Origin of the sequence: Actinacidiphila sp. DG2A-62, from assembly GCF_035825295.1 — a bacterium.
Classification (GTDB): Bacteria; Actinomycetota; Actinomycetes; order Streptomycetales; family Streptomycetaceae; genus Actinacidiphila.
The window spans coordinates 3,603,996-3,622,004 of sequence record NZ_JAYMGI010000002.1 but is presented as its reverse complement, the minus strand read 5'-3'; the positions used below and the strand labels follow the sequence as shown (position 1 = coordinate 3,622,004).

Annotated in this window: 17 protein-coding genes, 1 tRNA gene and 2 pseudogenes; 9 read left to right on the top strand and 11 right to left on the bottom strand. The window is 70.8% G+C overall.

What is annotated here, in order from left to right; translation table 11 throughout:
• The first annotated feature begins 134 nt into the window (after positions 1-134).
• From VSR01_RS15795 to VSR01_RS15785, 3 genes are all read left to right on the top strand, one after another.
• Positions 135-1,193: a hypothetical protein gene (locus VSR01_RS15795; RefSeq protein WP_326449844.1), complete on the top strand. Its 1,059-nt coding sequence runs from the start codon at positions 135-137 to the stop codon at positions 1,191-1,193.
• 217 nt (positions 1,194-1,410) lie between these two features.
• Positions 1,411-3,060: an alpha/beta hydrolase gene (locus VSR01_RS15790; protein WP_326449843.1), complete on the top strand. Its 1,650-nt coding sequence runs from the start codon at positions 1,411-1,413 to the stop codon at positions 3,058-3,060.
• A gap of 245 nt (positions 3,061-3,305) precedes the next feature.
• Positions 3,306-3,382 (top strand) — tRNA-Thr (locus VSR01_RS15785).
• 125 nt (positions 3,383-3,507) lie between these two features.
• Here the strand turns inward: VSR01_RS15785 and VSR01_RS15780 are convergent.
• A complete protein-coding gene (locus VSR01_RS15780) occupies positions 3,508-5,100 on the bottom strand; it encodes a tyrosine-type recombinase/integrase (protein WP_326449842.1) in 1,593 nt (530 codons plus the stop codon).
• Complete coding sequence (locus tag VSR01_RS15775) at positions 5,097-5,807, bottom strand: helix-turn-helix domain-containing protein (RefSeq protein WP_326449841.1); 711 nt, start codon at positions 5,805-5,807, stop codon at positions 5,097-5,099. The genes VSR01_RS15780 and VSR01_RS15775 overlap by 4 nt, the downstream gene beginning before the upstream one ends.
• A gap of 136 nt (positions 5,808-5,943) precedes the next feature.
• On the opposite strand from VSR01_RS15775, the gene VSR01_RS15770 reads away from it, so the two are divergent.
• From VSR01_RS15770 to VSR01_RS15755, 4 genes and pseudogenes are all read left to right on the top strand, one after another.
• Positions 5,944-6,138, top strand: coding sequence for a hypothetical protein (locus tag VSR01_RS15770; protein ID WP_442785474.1), 195 nt, complete (start codon positions 5,944-5,946; stop codon positions 6,136-6,138).
• A 607-nt stretch (positions 6,139-6,745) separates the two neighbouring features.
• Positions 6,746-8,062 carry a DUF3631 domain-containing protein gene (locus VSR01_RS15765; protein ID WP_442785473.1) on the top strand — a complete coding sequence of 439 codons (1,317 nt, stop codon included), beginning with the start codon at positions 6,746-6,748 and terminating at the stop codon, positions 8,060-8,062.
• A 329-nt stretch (positions 8,063-8,391) separates the two neighbouring features.
• Entirely contained in the window at positions 8,392-8,934 is a 543-nt protein-coding gene (locus tag VSR01_RS15760) for a MobC family plasmid mobilization relaxosome protein (protein WP_326449839.1), read from the top strand.
• A pseudogene (locus VSR01_RS15755) lies at positions 8,934-10,624 on the top strand (relaxase/mobilization nuclease domain-containing protein). Before VSR01_RS15760 ends, VSR01_RS15755 begins: the two are co-directional and overlap by 1 nt.
• 53 nt (positions 10,625-10,677) lie before the next feature.
• Here the strand turns inward: VSR01_RS15755 and VSR01_RS15750 are convergent.
• Positions 10,678-11,361, bottom strand: a complete 684-nt coding sequence (locus VSR01_RS15750; protein ID WP_326449838.1) for a restriction endonuclease — start codon at positions 11,359-11,361, stop codon at positions 10,678-10,680.
• Between the two features lie 440 nt (positions 11,362-11,801).
• Entirely contained in the window at positions 11,802-12,233 is a 432-nt protein-coding gene (locus VSR01_RS15745) for a hypothetical protein (protein WP_326449837.1), read from the bottom strand.
• Positions 12,234-12,254: 21 nt separating this feature from the next.
• On the opposite strand from VSR01_RS15745, the gene VSR01_RS15740 reads away from it, so the two are divergent.
• Positions 12,255-12,410, top strand: coding sequence for a hypothetical protein (locus VSR01_RS15740; protein ID WP_326449836.1), 156 nt, complete (start codon positions 12,255-12,257; stop codon positions 12,408-12,410).
• Between the two features lie 170 nt (positions 12,411-12,580).
• Here the strand turns inward: VSR01_RS15740 and VSR01_RS15735 are convergent, their stop codons facing one another.
• From VSR01_RS15735 to VSR01_RS37770, 6 genes and pseudogenes are all read right to left on the bottom strand, one after another.
• Complete coding sequence (locus tag VSR01_RS15735) at positions 12,581-12,829, bottom strand: hypothetical protein (protein ID WP_326449835.1); 249 nt, start codon at positions 12,827-12,829, stop codon at positions 12,581-12,583.
• Positions 12,823-13,845: a glycosyltransferase gene (locus VSR01_RS15730; protein WP_326449834.1), complete on the bottom strand. Its 1,023-nt coding sequence runs from the start codon at positions 13,843-13,845 to the stop codon at positions 12,823-12,825. Before VSR01_RS15730 ends, VSR01_RS15735 begins: the two co-directional genes overlap by 7 nt.
• Positions 13,846-15,141, bottom strand: coding sequence for a serine--tRNA ligase (gene serS / locus VSR01_RS15725; protein ID WP_326449833.1), 1,296 nt, complete (start codon positions 15,139-15,141; stop codon positions 13,846-13,848).
• 41 nt (positions 15,142-15,182) lie between these two features.
• Positions 15,183-15,842, bottom strand: coding sequence for a histidine phosphatase family protein (locus VSR01_RS37775; RefSeq protein ID WP_442785472.1), 660 nt, complete (start codon positions 15,840-15,842; stop codon positions 15,183-15,185).
• On the bottom strand, positions 15,839-16,090 hold the full coding sequence (locus tag VSR01_RS15720; protein WP_326449832.1) for a hypothetical protein: 252 nt from the start codon (positions 16,088-16,090) through the stop codon (positions 15,839-15,841). The genes VSR01_RS37775 and VSR01_RS15720 overlap by 4 nt, the downstream gene beginning before the upstream one ends.
• A 6-nt stretch (positions 16,091-16,096) precedes the next feature.
• Positions 16,097-16,165: pseudogene (locus VSR01_RS37770) on the bottom strand (hypothetical protein); the annotation flags it as partial.
• 173 nt (positions 16,166-16,338) lie between these two features.
• On the opposite strand from VSR01_RS37770, the gene VSR01_RS15715 reads away from it, so the two are divergent.
• Positions 16,339-16,689, top strand: a complete 351-nt coding sequence (locus VSR01_RS15715) for a hypothetical protein (RefSeq protein ID WP_326449831.1) — start codon at positions 16,339-16,341, stop codon at positions 16,687-16,689.
• A 68-nt stretch (positions 16,690-16,757) separates the two neighbouring features.
• On the opposite strand, the gene VSR01_RS15710 is transcribed toward VSR01_RS15715, so the two are convergent.
• On the bottom strand, positions 16,758-18,008 hold the full coding sequence (locus VSR01_RS15710) for a methionine adenosyltransferase (RefSeq protein ID WP_326449830.1): 1,251 nt from the start codon (positions 18,006-18,008) through the stop codon (positions 16,758-16,760).
• Between the last annotated feature and the right edge of the window lies 1 nt (position 18,009).

The following is an 18,009-nucleotide window of genomic DNA, read 5'->3' as shown; positions in this document are numbered from 1 at the left end:
GTCGGGGGCGGGGGGACCCGAGGGGGAGCCGAACGGGTGAGCGTGGGGGCGCGCGGCGAGCGCGAGCACACAACGCGGGGACGCGGAAGGCATGGTGCAGGGAGAACCATGCCGCCCGCCCGAGGGGTCCCGCCGTGGCCGACACGATCCTCACCGCCCTGCTCCTGGCGGCCGCCGCGGCGACCGCACTGCTCGCGCACCGCGCCGTACGTCACTGGCGGACCGAACGCGCCGGCCGCGTGTACGAGCTCCCGGTGGACCGCAGGGGCACCGCGGCCCGCGCGGGCGCCGCGGGAGCCGCCGCGGTGGTCGCCGCGGCGCTCGGCGTGTCGCTGCTGCACGGCGGAGGCGGAGGCGGGAGCGGGAGCCGGGGAAGCGCCGACGCGGCCGGCCTGGTGCCCGCGGCAGCCGCGCCGGTGGCGACGCCGAGCGTGCCGCCGCCCCCGCCCCGCACGCCCGAACCCGCGCCGCCCGCGCCCGAGGTGCACACGATCGGGCACCCGGCCGGCGGCACGCTGCAGCAGCTGAGCGACGGCACCCGGGTGTGGCTGCCGCCGTTGTACGACTCCCGGCGCGCCGCCACCCTCGCCTACCCCGTGGTCGTGGCCCGGGTCGCGGGCGACGCCGAGGAGGTGTTCGAGGGCTTCGCGCGGGCCGCGCAGAAGAAGCGCGCGGACCTGTTCGTGGTCGCCGTCCCCGCCGACTGCACACGGGACGACGCCGTGGTGCTCGCGGAGGTCGCGCGCCGCTACCGCACACTGACCGGCCCGGCGGCCAGCGGCCTGCTCGGCGTCGGCGGCCAGGCGCCCTGCGCGGTGCGGGAGGCGCTGACCTCCGACGGCCGGTTCGGCGCGGCGGCCGGCACCTCCGGGACGTACCGCGGGATCACCGCGACGCCCGGCGCGCACCCGACCGTGCTGCTGGCCAGCGCGGCCGGGGAGGGCGGCTCGCGCGCCTCCGCGCTGCGGCTGAAGGCGGCGGTCGCGGCCGGCCCCGACGGCGGTCGGCGCGACGCCGTGCGGGTGCTGGACGCGCTGACCAGGCGGGATGTCTTCCCGCAGGTCGCCGCCTTCATGACCGAGAAACTCGCGGGACCGAGCAGGGTGTCGGCCGCCGCGGCCGTCCGCCCCGTGCCGCCCGAGCCCGCACCCACTCCGACCCGTCGTCCGTACTCCCTCCTCCAGCCGCGCTGACCGCCTCCCGTCCGGACCGGCCCGCGCGGCGACCGGCGGCGGACGCCCGGCGCGACCGTCCCGAGAAGCCCCGTGGACCCGTCAGCAGCAACGGACCCCTCCGTACGAGAAGTTCCGCGAAATCCGCGAATCACTCAAAAGGCGACAGCAGCGCCGATCATCGGGGGCTCGCGGCCGATACGCTCGCAGTCACCCGACGGGAGGACCCGAGCCGCCGATGCCGCACCTGAAGCGCATGACCTCGCTGAGCGTGACCCCGCATGTCCCCGGCGCGCCGAGCCCGCGTGCCCCGCGGGGGCGGCGGCTGCGCGTGCCCGCCGCCGTGCTGGCGGCGGCCGGGCTGCTGGTGCTGACCGCGTGCAGTTCGGGCGGGGACGGGTCGCGGCCGTCCGCCTCCGCGTCCGCGTCGGACGCCGCCGTCTCGGGCAACGCGTCCGGCGGCGCCGCGGCCTCGCCGAGCCCGGACCTCTCCCGCTACTACGACCAGAAGCTGAGCTGGCACGACTGCGGCGTGGCCGGGTTCGACTGCGCGACGATGAAGGTCCCGCTGGACTACGCGCACCCGTCCGGCTCGGACGACCTCAAGCTCGCGGTGGCCCGCAAGAAGGCCGCCGGGCCCGGCAAGAAACTCGGGTCGCTGCTGGTCAACCCCGGTGGACCCGGCGGCTCGGCGATCGACTACCTGCAGTACGCGGCGCTCGGCTACCCCGCGCCGGTCACCGCGCGCTACGACATGGTGGCCGTCGACCCGCGCGGCGTGGCGCGCAGCGCGCCGGTGGGCTGTCTGTCCGACAAGCAGATGGACGCCTACACCGCCGTCGACACCACCCCCGACGACAGCGCCGAGATCAAGGCCCTCGACACCGCCGACAAGAGCTTCGCGGCGGCCTGCGAGAAGAAGTCGGCGAAGCTGCTCGGGCACGTCTCGACCGTCGACTCCGCGCGCGACATGGACGTGCTGCGCGCGCTGCTCGGCGACGACCGGCTGAACTACGTCGGCAAGTCCTACGGCACCTTCCTCGGCGCGACTTACGCGGGCCTGTTCCCCAAGCGGGTCGGGCGGATGGTGCTGGACGGCGCGATGGACCCGTCGGTGAGCGCGCTGGAGGGCAGCAGGGCGCAGGCGGGCGGCTTCGAGGTGGCGTTCGGGGCATTCGCGAAGGACTGCGTGAAGCGCGCGGACTGCCCGCTGGGCTCCTCGTCGGTCGCGGACGCCGGCAGCAGGCTGGACGCGCTGTTCAAGAAGCTCGACGCACACCCGCTGCCGACCGGCGGCGCGCGGAAGCTGACCGAGGCGCTCGGCACCACCGGGGTGATCGCCGCGATGTACGACCAGGGTGCGTGGCCGAGCCTGCGCGATGCCCTGACCAGCGCGAACAAGGGCGACGGCGGCCCGCTGCTGAAGCTGTCCGACAGCTACTACGAGCGTGACGAGTCGGGTAAGTACAGCAATCTGATGTACGCCAACGCGGCCGTGAACTGCCTCGACCTGCCGCCGGCGCTGCGCTCCCCGGCCGACGTGGAGCGCGCGCTGCCGTCCTTCGACAAGGCGTCGCCGCACTTCGGCACGGCGCTGGCGTGGTCCTCGCTGGTCTGCGCGTACTGGCCGGTGCACAGCACCGGCCAGGCGCACCGCATCACCGCGCCGGGCGCGGCCCCGATCCTGGTGGTGGGCACCACCCGCGACCCGGCGACCCCCTACGCCTGGGCGGTCTCGCTGGCGTCCCAGCTCTCGTCCGGCCACTTGCTGACGTACGTCGGCGACGGCCACACGGCGTACGCGCGGGGCTCCGACTGCATCGACACGGCGGTGAACGCGTATCTGCTGCGGGGGAGGGTGCCGGGGGAGGGGAAGCGGTGCGGGTGAGGGCCTTTGGGGGCCGGGCGGGCCTTCGGGGGCCCTCGGGGGGCCGAGCCTGACCGGGGCCTGGCCTCGGTCGCGGCGGTGACCGGGCGGGCCTGGCCGGCTGGCCCGGGGCGAGCCGTCGGCCGACCGGGTCGCGAAGATCCACCCGCGGTGCGGAGCACTCCGCGAAACCCTGTAGACTCTCACCCGCTGCTGCTGCCACCCTTCCCACCACCGGAAGCGGCCCGCAGCGGCCCGCACCACCAGCCGCCTTAGCTCAGTTGGCCAGAGCAACGCACTCGTAATGCGTAGGTCTCGGGTTCGAATCCCGAAGGCGGCTCCACCAAAAGGCCAGGTCACATAGCCCGTGACCTGGCCTTTTGTGCTTCTCGGGGCATAGTGCGTCCGGGCGCTCGGATCGCGGTGAACGGCTTGCGTGAGCGATGCGTGAGCGGAGCCGCTCGGGACCTATTTCTTGGGCTTCTTGCGCTTGCCCTTCTTCTTCGCTCGGGCCTGCGCTTCCTTGTCCTTCTTCGCAGCCTTGCGGGCTTGTTCCGCCTCGGCTTTGCGTTGGAGGGGGACGAGCCTCGCGGTGGCCTCGGCGGCGTTCTTGCCGACCTGGGGGAGGACGCTCTGGTAGATGTCCCGCGTGATCCGGGTGTCGCTGTGGCCGAGGGTGTCGGACACGACCTTCACGTCGACGCCGGCGGCGAGCATGAGGGTGGCTGCGCCGTGGCGGAGGTCATGCAGCCGTATCGGTGGCAGGCCGGAGGCGGCGACGAGCCGCTCGAACAGGTCGGTGACCTTGCCGGGGTGCAGCCAGGAGCCGTCCTCCTGGGTGAAGACGAGGCCGGTGTCCACCCAAGCCGAGGCCCACTCCTCCCGGTCCGCGTCCTGCCGCTCGCGGTGCCTCTTCAACACCTCGATGGTGTCGTCGTCGAGGGCGATCACACGGAAGCCGCTGTCCGTCTTGGGCTCGGACGTTTCCACCTGCCAGCCGTGCTGGACGAGTTGGGCGGAGACGGTAAGGGAGTGGGCGTCGAGGTTGGTCTCCGACCAGGGCTGACCGCACGCTTCACCGCGTCGCAGGCCGCGGAAGGCGATGAGATGCCACATCGCGTACAGCCGGTCCTCGGCGACGAAGTCGAGAAACGCGCCGGTCTGCTCCGGGGTCCAGACCATGACCGGGGAAGGCTTCTCGCCGGTGGTGAGCCACTTCTCGACCCGCTCGTCGGTCCACACCAGGGCCTTGGGCTTGCGTACAGGGTCGATCTCGACGTGGGCCGCGGGGTTGAAGGTGATGATCTGTTGGCCGATGGCGTCGTTGAGGGCGGCCCGCAGGGTGGCCTTGATATGCAGCCGCGTCGCCGGACCGGTCACCCGTCGGATCGGCGGCATGGCGTCGATGGCTGCCTTCATCGCCTTGCGGCGCGCACGGTGCTCGGCACCCTTCCACGGAACGGTGGTCAGTTCCGCGACCGCTGCCTTCCGCTGGGCGTTCTGTTCCAGGACCTCGGCGTTGGCGTCGGCGATGGCGGCGAACATGTCGCTGAGGTGGCTGACCCGAAGCCGGTCGAGGCGGTGGTGCCCGATGCGCGGCTTGAGGTGCACGCGAACGTCGGTTTCGTACCGGCTGATTCCCGACTTGCGTATGCGCTTCGAGGCGAGCCACTGGTCCAACCACTCTCCCACGGTGATCCGGCCGATGAGGTCCTGCCCGGACTTCAGTCGCCGCCTGGTCTCCTCGACATCGGGGAGTGGGGCCTTCTCTTCGCCGACCTCCGCCAGCATGGCCGCGATCAGCGCGATGCCCTCGGGGTCGTTCGGCTCCGCCAGGCCGAGAAGGGCACGGACGTGGTCGAGGTCCGCCTGGGCGGCCTTGAGCGTCTCGTAGCCGGCGCGGCTGAAGGAGCGGCGGGTGCCGTCTTCGCGGGGAGGGAACTCCTGGCGTATGGAGTACGAGCCGTGCTTCCGGGTGGCGAGCTTGGGGCAGTTCTTGCCGAGGGGTCTGCCGGTTTTGAGGTCGCGGCAGTAGCAGCGGCGGTGGGTGGAGCCCTTCAAATGCTGTCCTTTTCTTCGGGGATATCATTAATGAGCGTTTCGATCCCTGGTGGCATACTCACTGTTGGGCCGAGGATTCTCTGAATCCGGGAGCGCACTGTTCGCAGCTGGGCCGCCGCTGCTTTGAGGCGCTTGACGGCTTGGTCCGTTTCCCGCTCGGCTTCTTCGCGCTTCGCGGAGTCCGTGGCTCTCCTTGCGGCGTCCTGATGGGACCGCATCTCACGCCAGGCGCTGAGAGCAATGCTTTCCTGATGGCCCTGCGTGCGGAATGCTTTGACGAGGGCCGCGTCCAGGTCGTAGCCGGATTCCCCGGTGAACCAGCTCATGGCGTGCCAGGTGGGGGTTGGGTGCTGTAGGGGCAGACGCTGGACTTCGCTGACATGCCCCAAGGGGTAGATCAGAAGTGCGGGGTGCGTGTCGAGTGCCTCGGCGAGCACGATGACGTCGACGAGCGGGAGGACCGAGCGGCGCCCGGATTCCATGTTGGCGATGACGTTACGGGGGATCGGGTGGCCGATCGCGGCGCACGCGTCAGCGAGCTCCTGGGCGCTGATTCCCCGCTTCTTCCGTCGCCGCCGAACTTCGGCCGCGACGGTTGCCATGACTTGGTCGGTCCACTCCGGTACGTCGTAGTCCTCCTCGTCCTCGTAGCCGTCGTCGTAGTCCTCGTCGTCTGTGGTTCCATCATCGGGATTAGATTGTGTCATGAAGACACAATAGCTTCGTCAGGATTGTTTCGTGAGCTGGGAGGACGAACACCAGACGGTGTTCGCCGAGAGCTCCACGGAACGAGCGGAGTCGTGTATGGGTGTGGCCGAGACGGCCCGTCCGACGATGAGGGGTATGAGCCGGGAGGAACTGCTGGCGCTGCCGGCAGCGGTGGACTTGGAGACGGCGAACAGGGCGCTGGGCCTGGGCCGGAGCAAGGGTTACGCGTTGGCCAAGCGTGGCGAGTACCCGTGCCGGGTGCTGCGGCTGGGCAATGCCTACCGGGTGGTGACCGCCGAACTGCAGGCCCTGCTGGGCCTGGTGGCGTGAGCCCGTTCTGGTGCTTCTCCAAGACGCTCTCAACATCCACCCCGGTGGGACAGGCGTATCAGCCTGGAGCCTGCCGTTCGAGGAGTGATGCATGCCCCGTATGAACCCAGGCGCCGATGGCGCATCCCCGATCCCAGCATGGCCGCCGGTGGCGGTACCGGGCGGCCGCGGCCAGGCGGTCGGCGGACCAACGGCCCACGCACAAGTACCGGTCTTCAAGCCGTCCGTGGACCAGAGGACCACAGCGGGAGCGATCGAGCGGACCCGCAACGTCCGGTCCGCCGAACAGCCAGTCGGTCCAGCGGCAGACCGAACCGTAAGCCCGGAGGCTGAGGATCGGGCCGAGGCTGAGCGGATGGTCCCCGGACCAGTGGCCCACCCGGACCAGGGCGACGACCAGTTTTGGTCCTCACAGGCCAGGGGGCTAGATCTGGCGGACCACGGTGATGCGACGGCCGGCTCGCTGACCAACAGTTCCGGTCGGCGAACCAGCGAGGCTGATGGCGGGGAACCCGAGGGTCCGCACCCGGCGGCCGCGGACCATGCCGGCGCCGCTGGCGGACCGGACCGCGGACCAGCCGAGCGGACCGGCGGACCACGCACCGCGGTGACTGGTACCGCGGACCAACCGCCGTCTGGTCCGCGCGGACCAGAGCGGCCATCGGTGGACCATCCACAGGCTGTGGGTTCCGGATTGCTGGACGAGCTGCGTGCGGCAGTGGGCCGGTACGTGGTCGCTCCCAGTACGGAGGCCCTGGATGCGATCACGTTGTGGATCGCGGCGACCCATCTGCAACCGGCGTGGCAGCACGCGCCAAGGCTGGCGATCGTCGCGCCGACGAAGGCGTGCGGGAAGTCCCGGCTGCTGGACGTGCTGCACGAGACCGTCCACGACCCGTTCATCACGGTCAACTCGACCCCTGCGGCGATCTTCCGGTCGATCACCGAACAACCGCCGACGCTGCTGGTGGACGAGGCCGACACCATCTTCGGCAGCGCGAAGGTGGCGGAGAAGAACGAGGAGATGCGGGGTCTGCTCAACGCGGGGCATCAGCGCAACCGCCCGACGACGCGGGTGGTGGGGCCGGAGCACAAGCCGGTGAAGTTCCCCACCTTCGCCATGGCCGCCATCGCCGGGATCGGTGACCTGCCGGACACTATCATGGACCGGGCGGTGGTGATCCGGATGCGCAAGCGTCTGGAGAGCGAGCACGTCGACGACTTCCGCACGCGTACCGACGTGCCGTTCCTGCAGGCGGTGCGGGCCCGGCTGGCCGACTGGCTGGGCCCGCAGCTGGAGGCGGCTTCGGACCTGGTGCCGGCCATGCCGGTCCGGGACCGGGCCGCTGACACGTGGGAGCCGCTGGTCGCCGTCGCCGATCTGGCGGGAGGTGCCTGGCCGCAGCGTGCCCGGACGGCGTGCCGGACGATGACAGACCGGGAGAAGGGCAACGAACACGATCGGGGCGCCAAAATCCGGATCCTGGTCGACATCCGGGCCGCGTTCGCCCGTAACGGAGATCCGAGGCTCATGGCCACCGAGACGCTGCTGCACGCTCTGAACTCCGACCCGGAAGCGCCCTGGCACGAACACGGCCCGGTCGGACTGACCGCCCGCAAGCTGCAGATGCTGCTGGCGGACTACGAGATCCACTCCGCCAACCGCCGTTTCTCCGAGAGCACGCAGCGCCGCGGCTACGCCCGGGCGGACTTCACCGACGCCTGGAACCGGTACTGCCCCGCGCCTGAGTCCGTCGCCTCGACGGCTTCAGGCGTCCACCCAGCTGCACCGCCGGTAGGGGCTGAACGCAGCGAATCTGAGGCTCGGTCCCGGCCGTCTCCGCCAGAGGCGACCCAGCGCACGGGACCGGGTTCGGGTCTGCCGCCGGCGCCCCTGGTGCCTGGTACGGGTCCGCGCCGCTGATCGACGCGGACCCTCATCAACCCGCATCACCCGTCCCGTCGCAGGTCAGCGCGGGACGGGTGGCGGGGCCGTGACGGGTCGACCCGTACCACGACGGCAACCCGTACCTGCTCTGACCAGCCACGCAACGAGTGGGACGGGTTGCTGATCCTTCACGGCAGCCGGATCGCCCAGCCCTAAGGAAACATCACGAAAGAGAAGAACCAGCCGCAGATCCCTGCCCGAGTGGGAGCAAGCTGGAGCGGTCGACACCCCTTTGGGGTTTCGTCCGCGCTTGCCTCCGCCCCGGCGGGCGGCAGGGGGCCCGGCGCCAGGGGGCGCCGGACGAGATGGTTGAGGCTGAGCGCGGCCTCAACCAGGACGCCGCGCGCCCGTCGGTCGGCGGGGTCTGCCCGTCCTGCGGCCAGCAACTGCCCACCGCCCCGGCCGAGGAGCCGTTGTCTGCGCGCGATCCCGCTGATCCGCCGCTGCTCGCACCGCTGTACCGCAAGCGCACCCGGGAGACCCGCGACCGGGTGCGCAGCGTCCGCTTCACTCCGACCGCGGAGGCGGTGATCGAGGCCGCCGCTCAAGCCCGGGGTCAGTTCTTCGCCGGGTACGTCGGCGATGTCGCCTATGCCCACGCCCTCGGTCGGACCGGCACCGGTGCCGGGAGTCCGGAGGACGACCCGGCACGCCCGCTCGTGGAGGTGGTCGAGCGGCTGATCGCGCAGCTGCGGCGGACGGGCAACAACCTCAACCAGATCACCCACGCCCTCAACTCGGGCATCGTCCCCGACCACGCCGAGCAGGTCCTGGCCCGGGTCGAGCAGACGGTGGAGAACGCGTTCACGCTCCTCGACGGGTTCGTCGGCAAGCAGCAGGCGAGCTGATGGTCCCTGACGTCTCCACCGGCTCTCACACCGCCGGCCTGCTCTACTACCTGTTCGGCCCGGCTGGCGTGACGAGCACACCGATGCGCACATCGTCGCTGCCTGGGACATGGCCGGCGCCCCCGACCCCGGCCGCGACCCGACCGCCACCATCGGCCGGCTCGCCGACCGTCTCGACCTGCACGCGCGGCTGCGGGCGAAGGAGACCGGGACGATGCCGGCCAAGCACGTCTGCCACTGCCCCGTCCGCACCGCGCCCGGCGACCGCTACCTCACCGACACCGAGTGGGCCGAGGTCGCCCGCCGCATCGTCGCAGCCACCGGCATCGCCCCCGAAGGCGACGACCTGGCCTGCCGGTGGATCGCGGTCCGGCACGCCGACGACCACATCCACATCGCCGCCGTCTCGGTGCGCGCCGACGGCCGCCGCGCCCGCACCCACCGCGACGGCCGGCGCGCCCAAGCCGAATGCCGCCTCATCGAAGCCGAGTTCGGGCTGCGGCAGCTCAAGTCCGGCGACATGACCGCGCCGAAGACCCCCACCAGCGCCGAACGCGCCAAGGCCGAACGCCTGGGCCGGCCGGTGACCAGCCGGGAGTGGCTGCGGGAGCAGGCGTACGCCGTACTGGCCGCGGTCGGCAGCGAGCAGGAGTTCTTCGACGTCCTGGGCAGCCTGGGCATCACCGTCAACAAGCGCCTCGGACCCAAGAGCGGAGAGGTCACCGGCTACAGCCTCGCCGCCCCCGGCGACACCAACACCAGCGGTGAACCGGTCTTCTACGGCGGCTCCAAACTCGCCCCCGACCTGTCCGTCACCCGCATCCGCGAAACCCTCACCCACCCCGGACAAGCCCGCGCCCGCCGCACCCTGCCCCACCCCCGAGAGACCTGGCAGCACGCCGACACCGCTCTGCGCCACGCCGCCCAGACCCTCGACGGCGACGATGACGCCGCAGTCCAGGCCCACCTGGCCGCCTACAGCACCATGCTCCACAACACCGCCCTCAACGCCCCGCCCGCCTACCGCGCCGAACTGCGCGCCGCAGCCACCGCTTTCAACCGCGCCCGCCGCTCCGCGATCCGTGCCGACCACCAGAAAGCAACCGCCCTACGCCAAGCGGCGAAAAACCTCATCCACGCCTCGCACGACGCCAGCGGCCTGCCCGTCGCGGTGATCGCCACCCTCGTCCACCTGGCCGTCGCCGCCATCCGCTGGTACGAGCAACGCGGCTACCAGCAGCAGGCAGCCGCCGCCCGCCAGGCCCTCGCCCACCTCCACGCCGGCTACCGCCACGCCGCCGCTCCCGTCCTGGCCGACCTGGCCCGCCGCACCCCACACCCCCAGACCACTCAGCGCTTCGAAGCCGCCGTCCGCCAAGCCATCCCCGAGCACGCCGACCGCATCCTCACCGACCCCGCCTGGCCCGCCCTGGCCACCACCCTCGCCCAAGCCGAAACCGCCGGCCACCACCTCCCCACCCTCCTCCACCAGACCGCCACCGAACGCGAGCTCAACACCGCCCACTCACTCGCCCAAACCCTCACCTGGCGCATCACCACCACCCCCAACCACCGAGCCACCGCAGCCCGAGCCCGCACGACCACCGGAGCGGCACCCTCCGGCCCCAGCCCTGCGGCGGCATCCCCGGTGAACGCTTCGCCCGATATGGGGTCGCAGCGTCACCGGTAAGAGAGGCGGCGATGGCCGCGGGCCGTGCATGGCTGCGGCCGGCCCGGCTGCTGTCAGGAGAGCGTCGATGCCTTCCGAGGAGGCGGAAGCTCGCGCAGCACTTCCCATATCGGCTGTGATCCCGAGGCCCACATTCCCAGCAGGCGCCGGTCGACCAGGTGCAACCTCTGGGACTTTGCCAGCGGGCGGCAGTTGGCGGAGAAGCGGCCGTTGGTGACCAGGACGACGACATCCGCGCCGTGCAACTGGCGGGCGGTGCCGTTCAGGACGTGCAAGTCCGGCGTCCCAACGGCAGATCCGCGGTTGCCGTCACGGCGATGCTTGCACTGGATCACCCACCGTCGCCCGAAGGGGTCGGTGGCCTTCACGTCTGCGCCGTTGTCGCCCGCGCCGCCTACCTGCACTGCATCGCGGCACCCGTCCCTGCGCATCAGGTCGCGTACGGCGTGCTCGAACTGCCGGTGATGCAGGGTGTCGAGCTGCGAGAGGGCGTACCGCAGGCCTTGAGCGCGCACGGCCTCCCATCGGGTCTGCTGGACGCGCTGGTACCCCCACGCTCCGCCTGCGGCACCTGCCAGGAGCAGCAGGAGTACGAGTATCCACACGTGGCTGAACAGCCAACTGACCACCGTCACGACGAGCGCGATCGCCACGACGGCGACTAAGAGGGCGAGGATCAGTGCGTCGTTGTTCTTCTTGCGCGTGCGCCGGCGCCTGGCCGGCTGCCTGCGGCTCATCGCTCGCTCCCCTTGGAGGGGAACCCGATCGGATAGGAGACAGTCGACCGCGGCACAGCATGCTGCGGGTGTCCCGCCACGGGCGCAAAGGTGATCGGATAGTGCACCCTGCGCGCTGGGGTAGGCCCGGTCTGTCCCGCGTCCGCGGGAGTGTGGCCGTGGTAGCCCGCCGCCGCTAATAAGATCAGGCCAAAAACCAGCACCCCGGTCCCGGAACCTGCCGCAGAACGCCAGTGCGCCCGCACCTGCGTCCCATCTGCTTTCACGTACTCCTGTACCCAGGGCATGCGCCCCCCTTGTCTTGTCGCCCGCCCCCGCGCGCACTTCATGCTCGCACCCACCACTGACAATCAGTCCCGGCAAGGTCACGGGAAGTGATCAACAGGGGTGCGGGGTGCCTCCGACCTGGCATACCAGCGGACCGGGGCTTGGCGCCGACGTCACTCTCCGGTCGCCAGGGCGATCGCTCGCCGACTACCTCTTGAGACCCGGGTTCCGGCCCCGAGGAAGTCGTCCAACTGCGCTGCGATCTCTGGCCAGTTGACGGCTACATCGCTGGTGTGTCGCCAGTACTGATGGAAATGGCGGACGGCTCGGCTCACCCCAAGGGCGGCCGCTTCCGAGGGAATGTGCTGCAAGATCCGGCGCGTGATGTTGCCCGGGCCGCGCGCCGAAGGGGCGATGCCACTGCCAAGCAGGAGCGTGGCCGTGCGAAGCGCGTCGAGAACGCCGAGGGGTGCTGCGTCGGCCAGGGCGCCGAAGACCAGATGGGTCCAGGAGGTTCGGCTACGGGTCCAGGCGAGGCGTTCGAGGGATGTGCCCAGGTCGAGGACGAGGCGGTCGGGGTGGGCGGCGTTCCAGAGGAGGACCACGTCGCCGAGGGGGAGGCTGGCGTGGTCGAAGCGCAGGGTGATGCCTTCGACTTGGCGGCGGTGCCAGACGGTGAGGTTGCCGCGGAAGGTGATGTGGCGGGCGTGGAGGCTCAGGCGGGACAGGACCGTGAGGAGCTGATCGAAGGCGGTGGTGTAGGCGGGCAGGTCAGGGAGTAACTCGACGCGGGAAGTGTTGACGAAGGACGTCAGGAAGCCGTCCTGGAGGGCGCCGTCAGCACCGCGTTTGGCGGTGAGGCGTACGACGGGCTGGGGGAGGAAGCCCTGGCGGTAGGGGATGGTGCCGCCGTCTTTGAGGACGGGGTCGAAGGCTTGGATGGCGGAGATGGTCAGTTCGGTCTCCCGGCCCCAGCGAAGGGGTAGGCAGGGGGCTCGGGGACGCCCTGGTCGGCGAAGGCGGACTCCAGGAGCGCGAGCAGGTCTGGCCAGGGCAGCGTGCGGCGGGGTGAGTGGTAGGGCGTTCCGTGGTCCCGGTGGCGGATGTCGAGATGCGTGCCGTCGATAGTGAAGTTCCAGCGGGGGCCGAGGGCCTTGCGGAGCAGGCCCGGTATCTCGGCCGGGTCGGCGGTGGTCAGCATGACCGGCTCGCCAGGGCGTTGAAGTGACGTTGCGGGTCGAAACGGTCCTGGCCGAAGGCCTGGATCGTGGCCGGGTCGAGGTCTTCTGTGCGGCGGATCGCTTCGGCGAGTGCCTGCGCTGCCGTCTCGTCGTCAGCCTCGGCCCCGAGGACGGTGACGGCACCGGTGTCCGGGCAGAGTGCCGCTTCGGCGCAGGTGCCTTCGCGCCAGCTCAGGGCAGCCACGGGTGTGCCGGCGCGTAGCGCTTCGCCGAAGACGGCCGCGCCGGCCTCCACGTAGTCGCGGGCGTAGGTGTAGACGAAGGTGCCGGCGCTGTGGATGGCGGCGGTTTTGGCGGGGCCGCCGAGTTCGCCGGCCCACTCGACGTGGTCGGCGGTGAGCAGCCGCTCGTGCCGCCGGACGTACTCGCGGTCGAAGACCGGGCCGACCAGGCGTATGCGGCGGCCGAGGATCTGGGCGGCGCGTACGGCCAGGTGGGGGGCCTTCTCGGCGTCGATACGGCCGAGCCACACCAGATCGCTGCCCTTGACGGCAGGCGGTTCGGCTTCGTCCAGGCCGAGGTGGACGGCCAGTTCCTGGCGGGGCCGCCAAGCCTCGTACCGCTCGATCATCTCCGGCGAGTAGCAGTACAGGCGGTTGCGTTTGCCGTCGAAGGCATCAGGGGCGTGGCGGAAGTCGGGGTTGTGCTGGAAGGTGGCGACGTCGCAGTCCAGCGTGTCCCGTATGCGGCGCCAGGCCGGCAGAGTGGGGTATTCGTGGCCGACGACCAGCAGGTCGTACCCAACAGCGGCGAGGTCGCGGGCGGCAGCCGACCCTGGCTTGATGTCCTCCAGCCTGACGGGCTTGCGGACCCACTCCGGGCCGAGGTCGTCGCGCCAGGCCGGCCCGAGGAGGTGTACGTCGGCGCCTGCGGCTTCCGCCCCTACTGCTACGGCCCACAGCCAGCGTTCGATCCCGCCGTAGCCTGTCGGGGGGAATGCGTAGCTGCCGGGGAAGTCGCAGACGCCGACTAACACCTATGCCTCCGAGGGTTTGCCGTCCGCCGTGATGCGGCGGAAGCCGAGGTACGGAACGAGGGACTGCGGGAGCAGGACGGAGCCGTCGGGCTGCTGGTGCTGTTCCAGGACAGCGGCCAGGGTGCGGCCGACGGGCAGGCCGGAGCCGTTGACGGTGGCGGCCGGGGTGGACTTGCCGTGTTCGTCACGGGTGCGGATGCCGGCGCGGCGGCCCTGGAAGGTGCCGAAGTCGGAGACCGAGGAGATCTCGCGGTAGGTGTTCTGGCTGGGCAGCCAGACCTCGATGTCGTACGTGAGCTGAGCGGAGAAGCCGGTGTCACCGGCGGCCAGGGTGACGACGCGGTAGGCGAGGTCGAGTTCCTTCAGGCACGCCTCGGCGTGACCGGTCATCCTCTCCATCTCGGCCCGGGAGTCACCGGGCGCGCAGATGCGGACCATCTCCACCTTGGAGAACTGGTGCTGGCGGATCAGCCCACGGGTGTCGCGGCCGTACGAGCCGGCCTCGGAGCGGAAGCAGGGCGTCTGCGCGGTAAGGGCGATCGGCAGCTCGGCGGGCGGGATGATCTCGTCGGCGTACAGGTTCGTGAGCGGAACCTCGGCCGTCGGGATGAGGAACAGCTCGCGGTCCGCGACCCCTGTGGCGAACAGGTCTTCCTCGAACTTGGGAAGCTGGCCGGTGCCGGTCATGGTCTTGCGTGTGACCAGGAACGGCACGGAGTGTTCGGTGTAGCCGTGGCGGCGGGTGTGCAGGTCCAGGAAGAGCGTGACCAGGGCCCGTTCCAGAGCCGCACCGACGCCCCGCAGAACGCTGAAGCGCGGGCCGGACAGCTTGGTGGCGCGGCCGAAGTCGAGGATGCCCATGGACTCGCCGAGGTCCACGTGATCCTTCGCCTCGAAGGAGAAGGACGGCGGGGTGCCGACGCGCCGCTGCTCGACGGCGAAGTCCTCCGAGTCACCGTCGGGGGCCTCGTCGGCAGGCAGGTTCGGGATGATGAGCAGGAACTGGGTCAACTCCTCCTGAGCCCGTTCCTGCTCGGCCTCCGCCTCGCGGATCTGCTCCTTCAGCTTGCGTGCCTGGTCCTTCAGCGCGGACGTGTCCCCGCCGGACTTGGCGGCCTTCTGCACCTCGGTCGCGACCGTCTTGGACTCGGCGCGCAGCTCGTCGGCGATGCGAATGCTCTGGTTGCGGCGGGACTGGAGGGACTCAACGGAGGAGAGGTCCAGGGCGTAGCCGCGACGGGCGAGACGGCGTACCGCCTCGTCTCCCATGTCGATCAGAGCGCGTGCATCATGCATGAGGGGATCTCTCCTCGGGCGGGGTCCGTAGAGGATCGAAGTTAGCAAGGATGGGGACCCCCGCTTGCAGCGATTCCGCCGGGCCACCCCCGGTCGGCGGTGCGTGAACCCCCTCGCTGGTGAGTCTGTCGATCCACCGGCTGGTGAGACGGTGCAGGCGGGTATCGGCGATGACCAGAGGATCCAGGCACGGCGCTTCCGGGAAGAAGAGCGGGAGCGGCTCGTCGGACGGCCCGGCCATCGTCCAGGTGAGCAGGGACAGCAACAAACCATGGGCCACGACGACCCGGGGGCCGGGATGCCGCAAGGCGTCCCTGACGGCGGTGAGCATGCGGATGACGGCTTCGTGCTGGGACTCGGCGGCCCCTGGCGGGCGGATGTACGGACCGTGCCAGGCCGAGCCAGTCGGCGTAGTCGAGGAATGGCCCGCCCTCGAAGTCGCCGTAGTCGAGTTCGTTGAGGCGGGCGTCGATGCGCGGTTCCAGCTGGGCCGGACCGGCGAGGAGGATCGTGGTCTGCTGCGCCCGCAGGAACGCGCTGGTGACCCAGGTGTGGGGGTGCCGCAGGGAGCCGGAGGCGCGCAGGACGTGGCACGCGGCGACGCCCTCGGCGTCGAGCGGCAGCCGAACGCCCGGGTCCCCGTTGACCAGGTAGCGAGCGCTGTAGGAGGTGCTCGCGTGCCGGAGCAGGATCGTCGTCACGGTGTCGTCTCCTTCTCGGCGTACGAGCGCAGGACCGTCAGGACGTCGGCCATCTGCTGGTGGCGAGGGTCTCGGGTGTCTTCGTAGTAGAGGAGGCCGTGCAGCCCGATGAGCAGGCACCAGGGCAGGATGCTGGTTCGTGCGACGCCCGAGCGGCGAGCGGCTTCGCGGAGCCGGTCGTGCGTGCCGTTGCCGAGCCGGTAGTAGAGCGTCCAGAACGCCCAGTCGAAGAGGGCGTCGCCCTGCATGGGCAGCGGGTCGAGCAGCATCGGGCGGCCTTGGCGGGTGAAGGCGACGTTCTCCCGGTAGAGGTCGGCGTGCAGTACCGTACGGCGGGCCGCATCGCCGGAAAGCCCGACCAGATACGGGGTGATCTGCGCGATGTGCCGGCCGTAGCGGCTGGTGCGTCCGCGCTCCCGGATACGGGGCTCGATGTCGTTGCGGATGTGGTCGGTGAGCGGGGGAACGTGCCGGGGCGGACGTTCCGGCCGATGCCGTGGGCCTGCTGCACTGCTTCCGCGACACGGGCTGTCTCGTCGGACGGTGGCTTGTCACCGCCCGGTCGTCCGGCGATCATGCGCAGGACCGCCACGCGGTGTTCGTCATCCGCCGCCAGGAGCACGCGTTCCGGTCCCGGGTGCCAAAGGCGCAGGGCAGCGGTCTCGCGGGCGTAACGGTCGGGGTCGAACCACATCTTCACCAGGACGGGGCTGCCCTCGCGGTCGTGAGCCGTGGCGAGAACGCTGGCGTGGCCGGCGTCGTGGTAGCCGGTGAGATTCAGGTTCCACCGGCGACCGGCGGTCGTGAGCAGGACCGGAACTCCGTTGAGCCACGTCGTCGCCGCTGAACCGTAGTGGGCGAGCAGGCGTCTGCGGCACGTCTCCGGGAGGGGTGGCAGAGCATGGCAGGTCGTCGTCAACTGAGCAGCACCCCCTCCTGCACCAACTCCTGGGTGAGCGCCGGGAATCCGGCCAGGGTCTCCAGGACGAGGGAGTGCACCGTCTCGACGTGGGCGTCGGGTCGCGAGAGGCGTACGAGGACGCGCCACGGCTGGTCCAGCGGCTCGCCCGTCGCGCTGACCATGTGCACCTCGGCGTGACCGCCGGTCTCCTCGTGCAGGCGGTGGGCCAAGCGGGCGGCGGCCAGGTTGTAGAGCTTGCCGACGTGGTAGACGGGGTTCTTGCCGCTGGCGCCCTCCATGTTCATCGGCCGCAACGGCGTGATCAGGCCGTTGACCCTGTTGCCGCGGCCGACCACACCCTCGTCGCCGGACTCGATGGAGCTGCCGGTGTAGGTCAGGTACAGCTCGTCCTTCTGCGGCACGTCGCGCACGTTGAGCCGGAAGTCGACGGGAGTGCCCGGCAGATGGTCGACCACGATCCGGCGGCACTCGGCGAGCACTGCCTCCTTGTTGGCGAGGTAGGCAGCCCGGTCGGGTACGAACCTGCTCTTCTGCGGGACGCACAGGACGACGTCGGCGTGCTCGCCGTCGTAGTAACCCATGACCTTCACGTCGCTGCCGCACCACGGGTGCTCCCGCGTGAAGGGCGTGACGCCGGAGAAGGCATCGGCCACCTCGCGGACGAACGCCTCGAAGGGACTGTGAGGAGCCCAACCGGTCCCTATCGAGGTGTCGTTGGCGATCAGTGCCCGCCGCTCCCGTAAGTCCTCCACCGACCGCGGCGCGAACCAACGCGTGCGTTCGGGCGCGTCGGCGTCGGTGATGACCGCGCCGGGGCTGGAGTTGGCGGTGATGTGGAAGCGGAGGTCGAGATGGTCGGCCAACTCCGGCAGCCTCTCGGCGAAGAAGGCTCGCACCGTCTGCTCGGCCAGTTCCTGCACGGGGATCTCGCTGTCCCCACAGGTTCGGGCGGCCCGTCCGTTCACGAGCACGCGGACGGGCGCCTTCATCTCGCCGGCGCCGTACTCGACCCGGCTCGCGCCGCCCAGCAGCGCGAGCTTGTCGAAGTTGTGGTGGAGCACGGCCCCGAAGGTCTCCTGGGTGTAGCGGCTGTACGCCTGTGAGAGCCGTTCGGCCAGGTGGTCGGCGAGGGTGTCCGGGTGGCCGAGGCCCTTGCGCTCGACGATGGTGGTCGCTTCGGGGCGCGGTGTACCGGTCTCGATGACGATTCGACTGCGTCCGGACGTGCTGACGGTGCGGTTCACG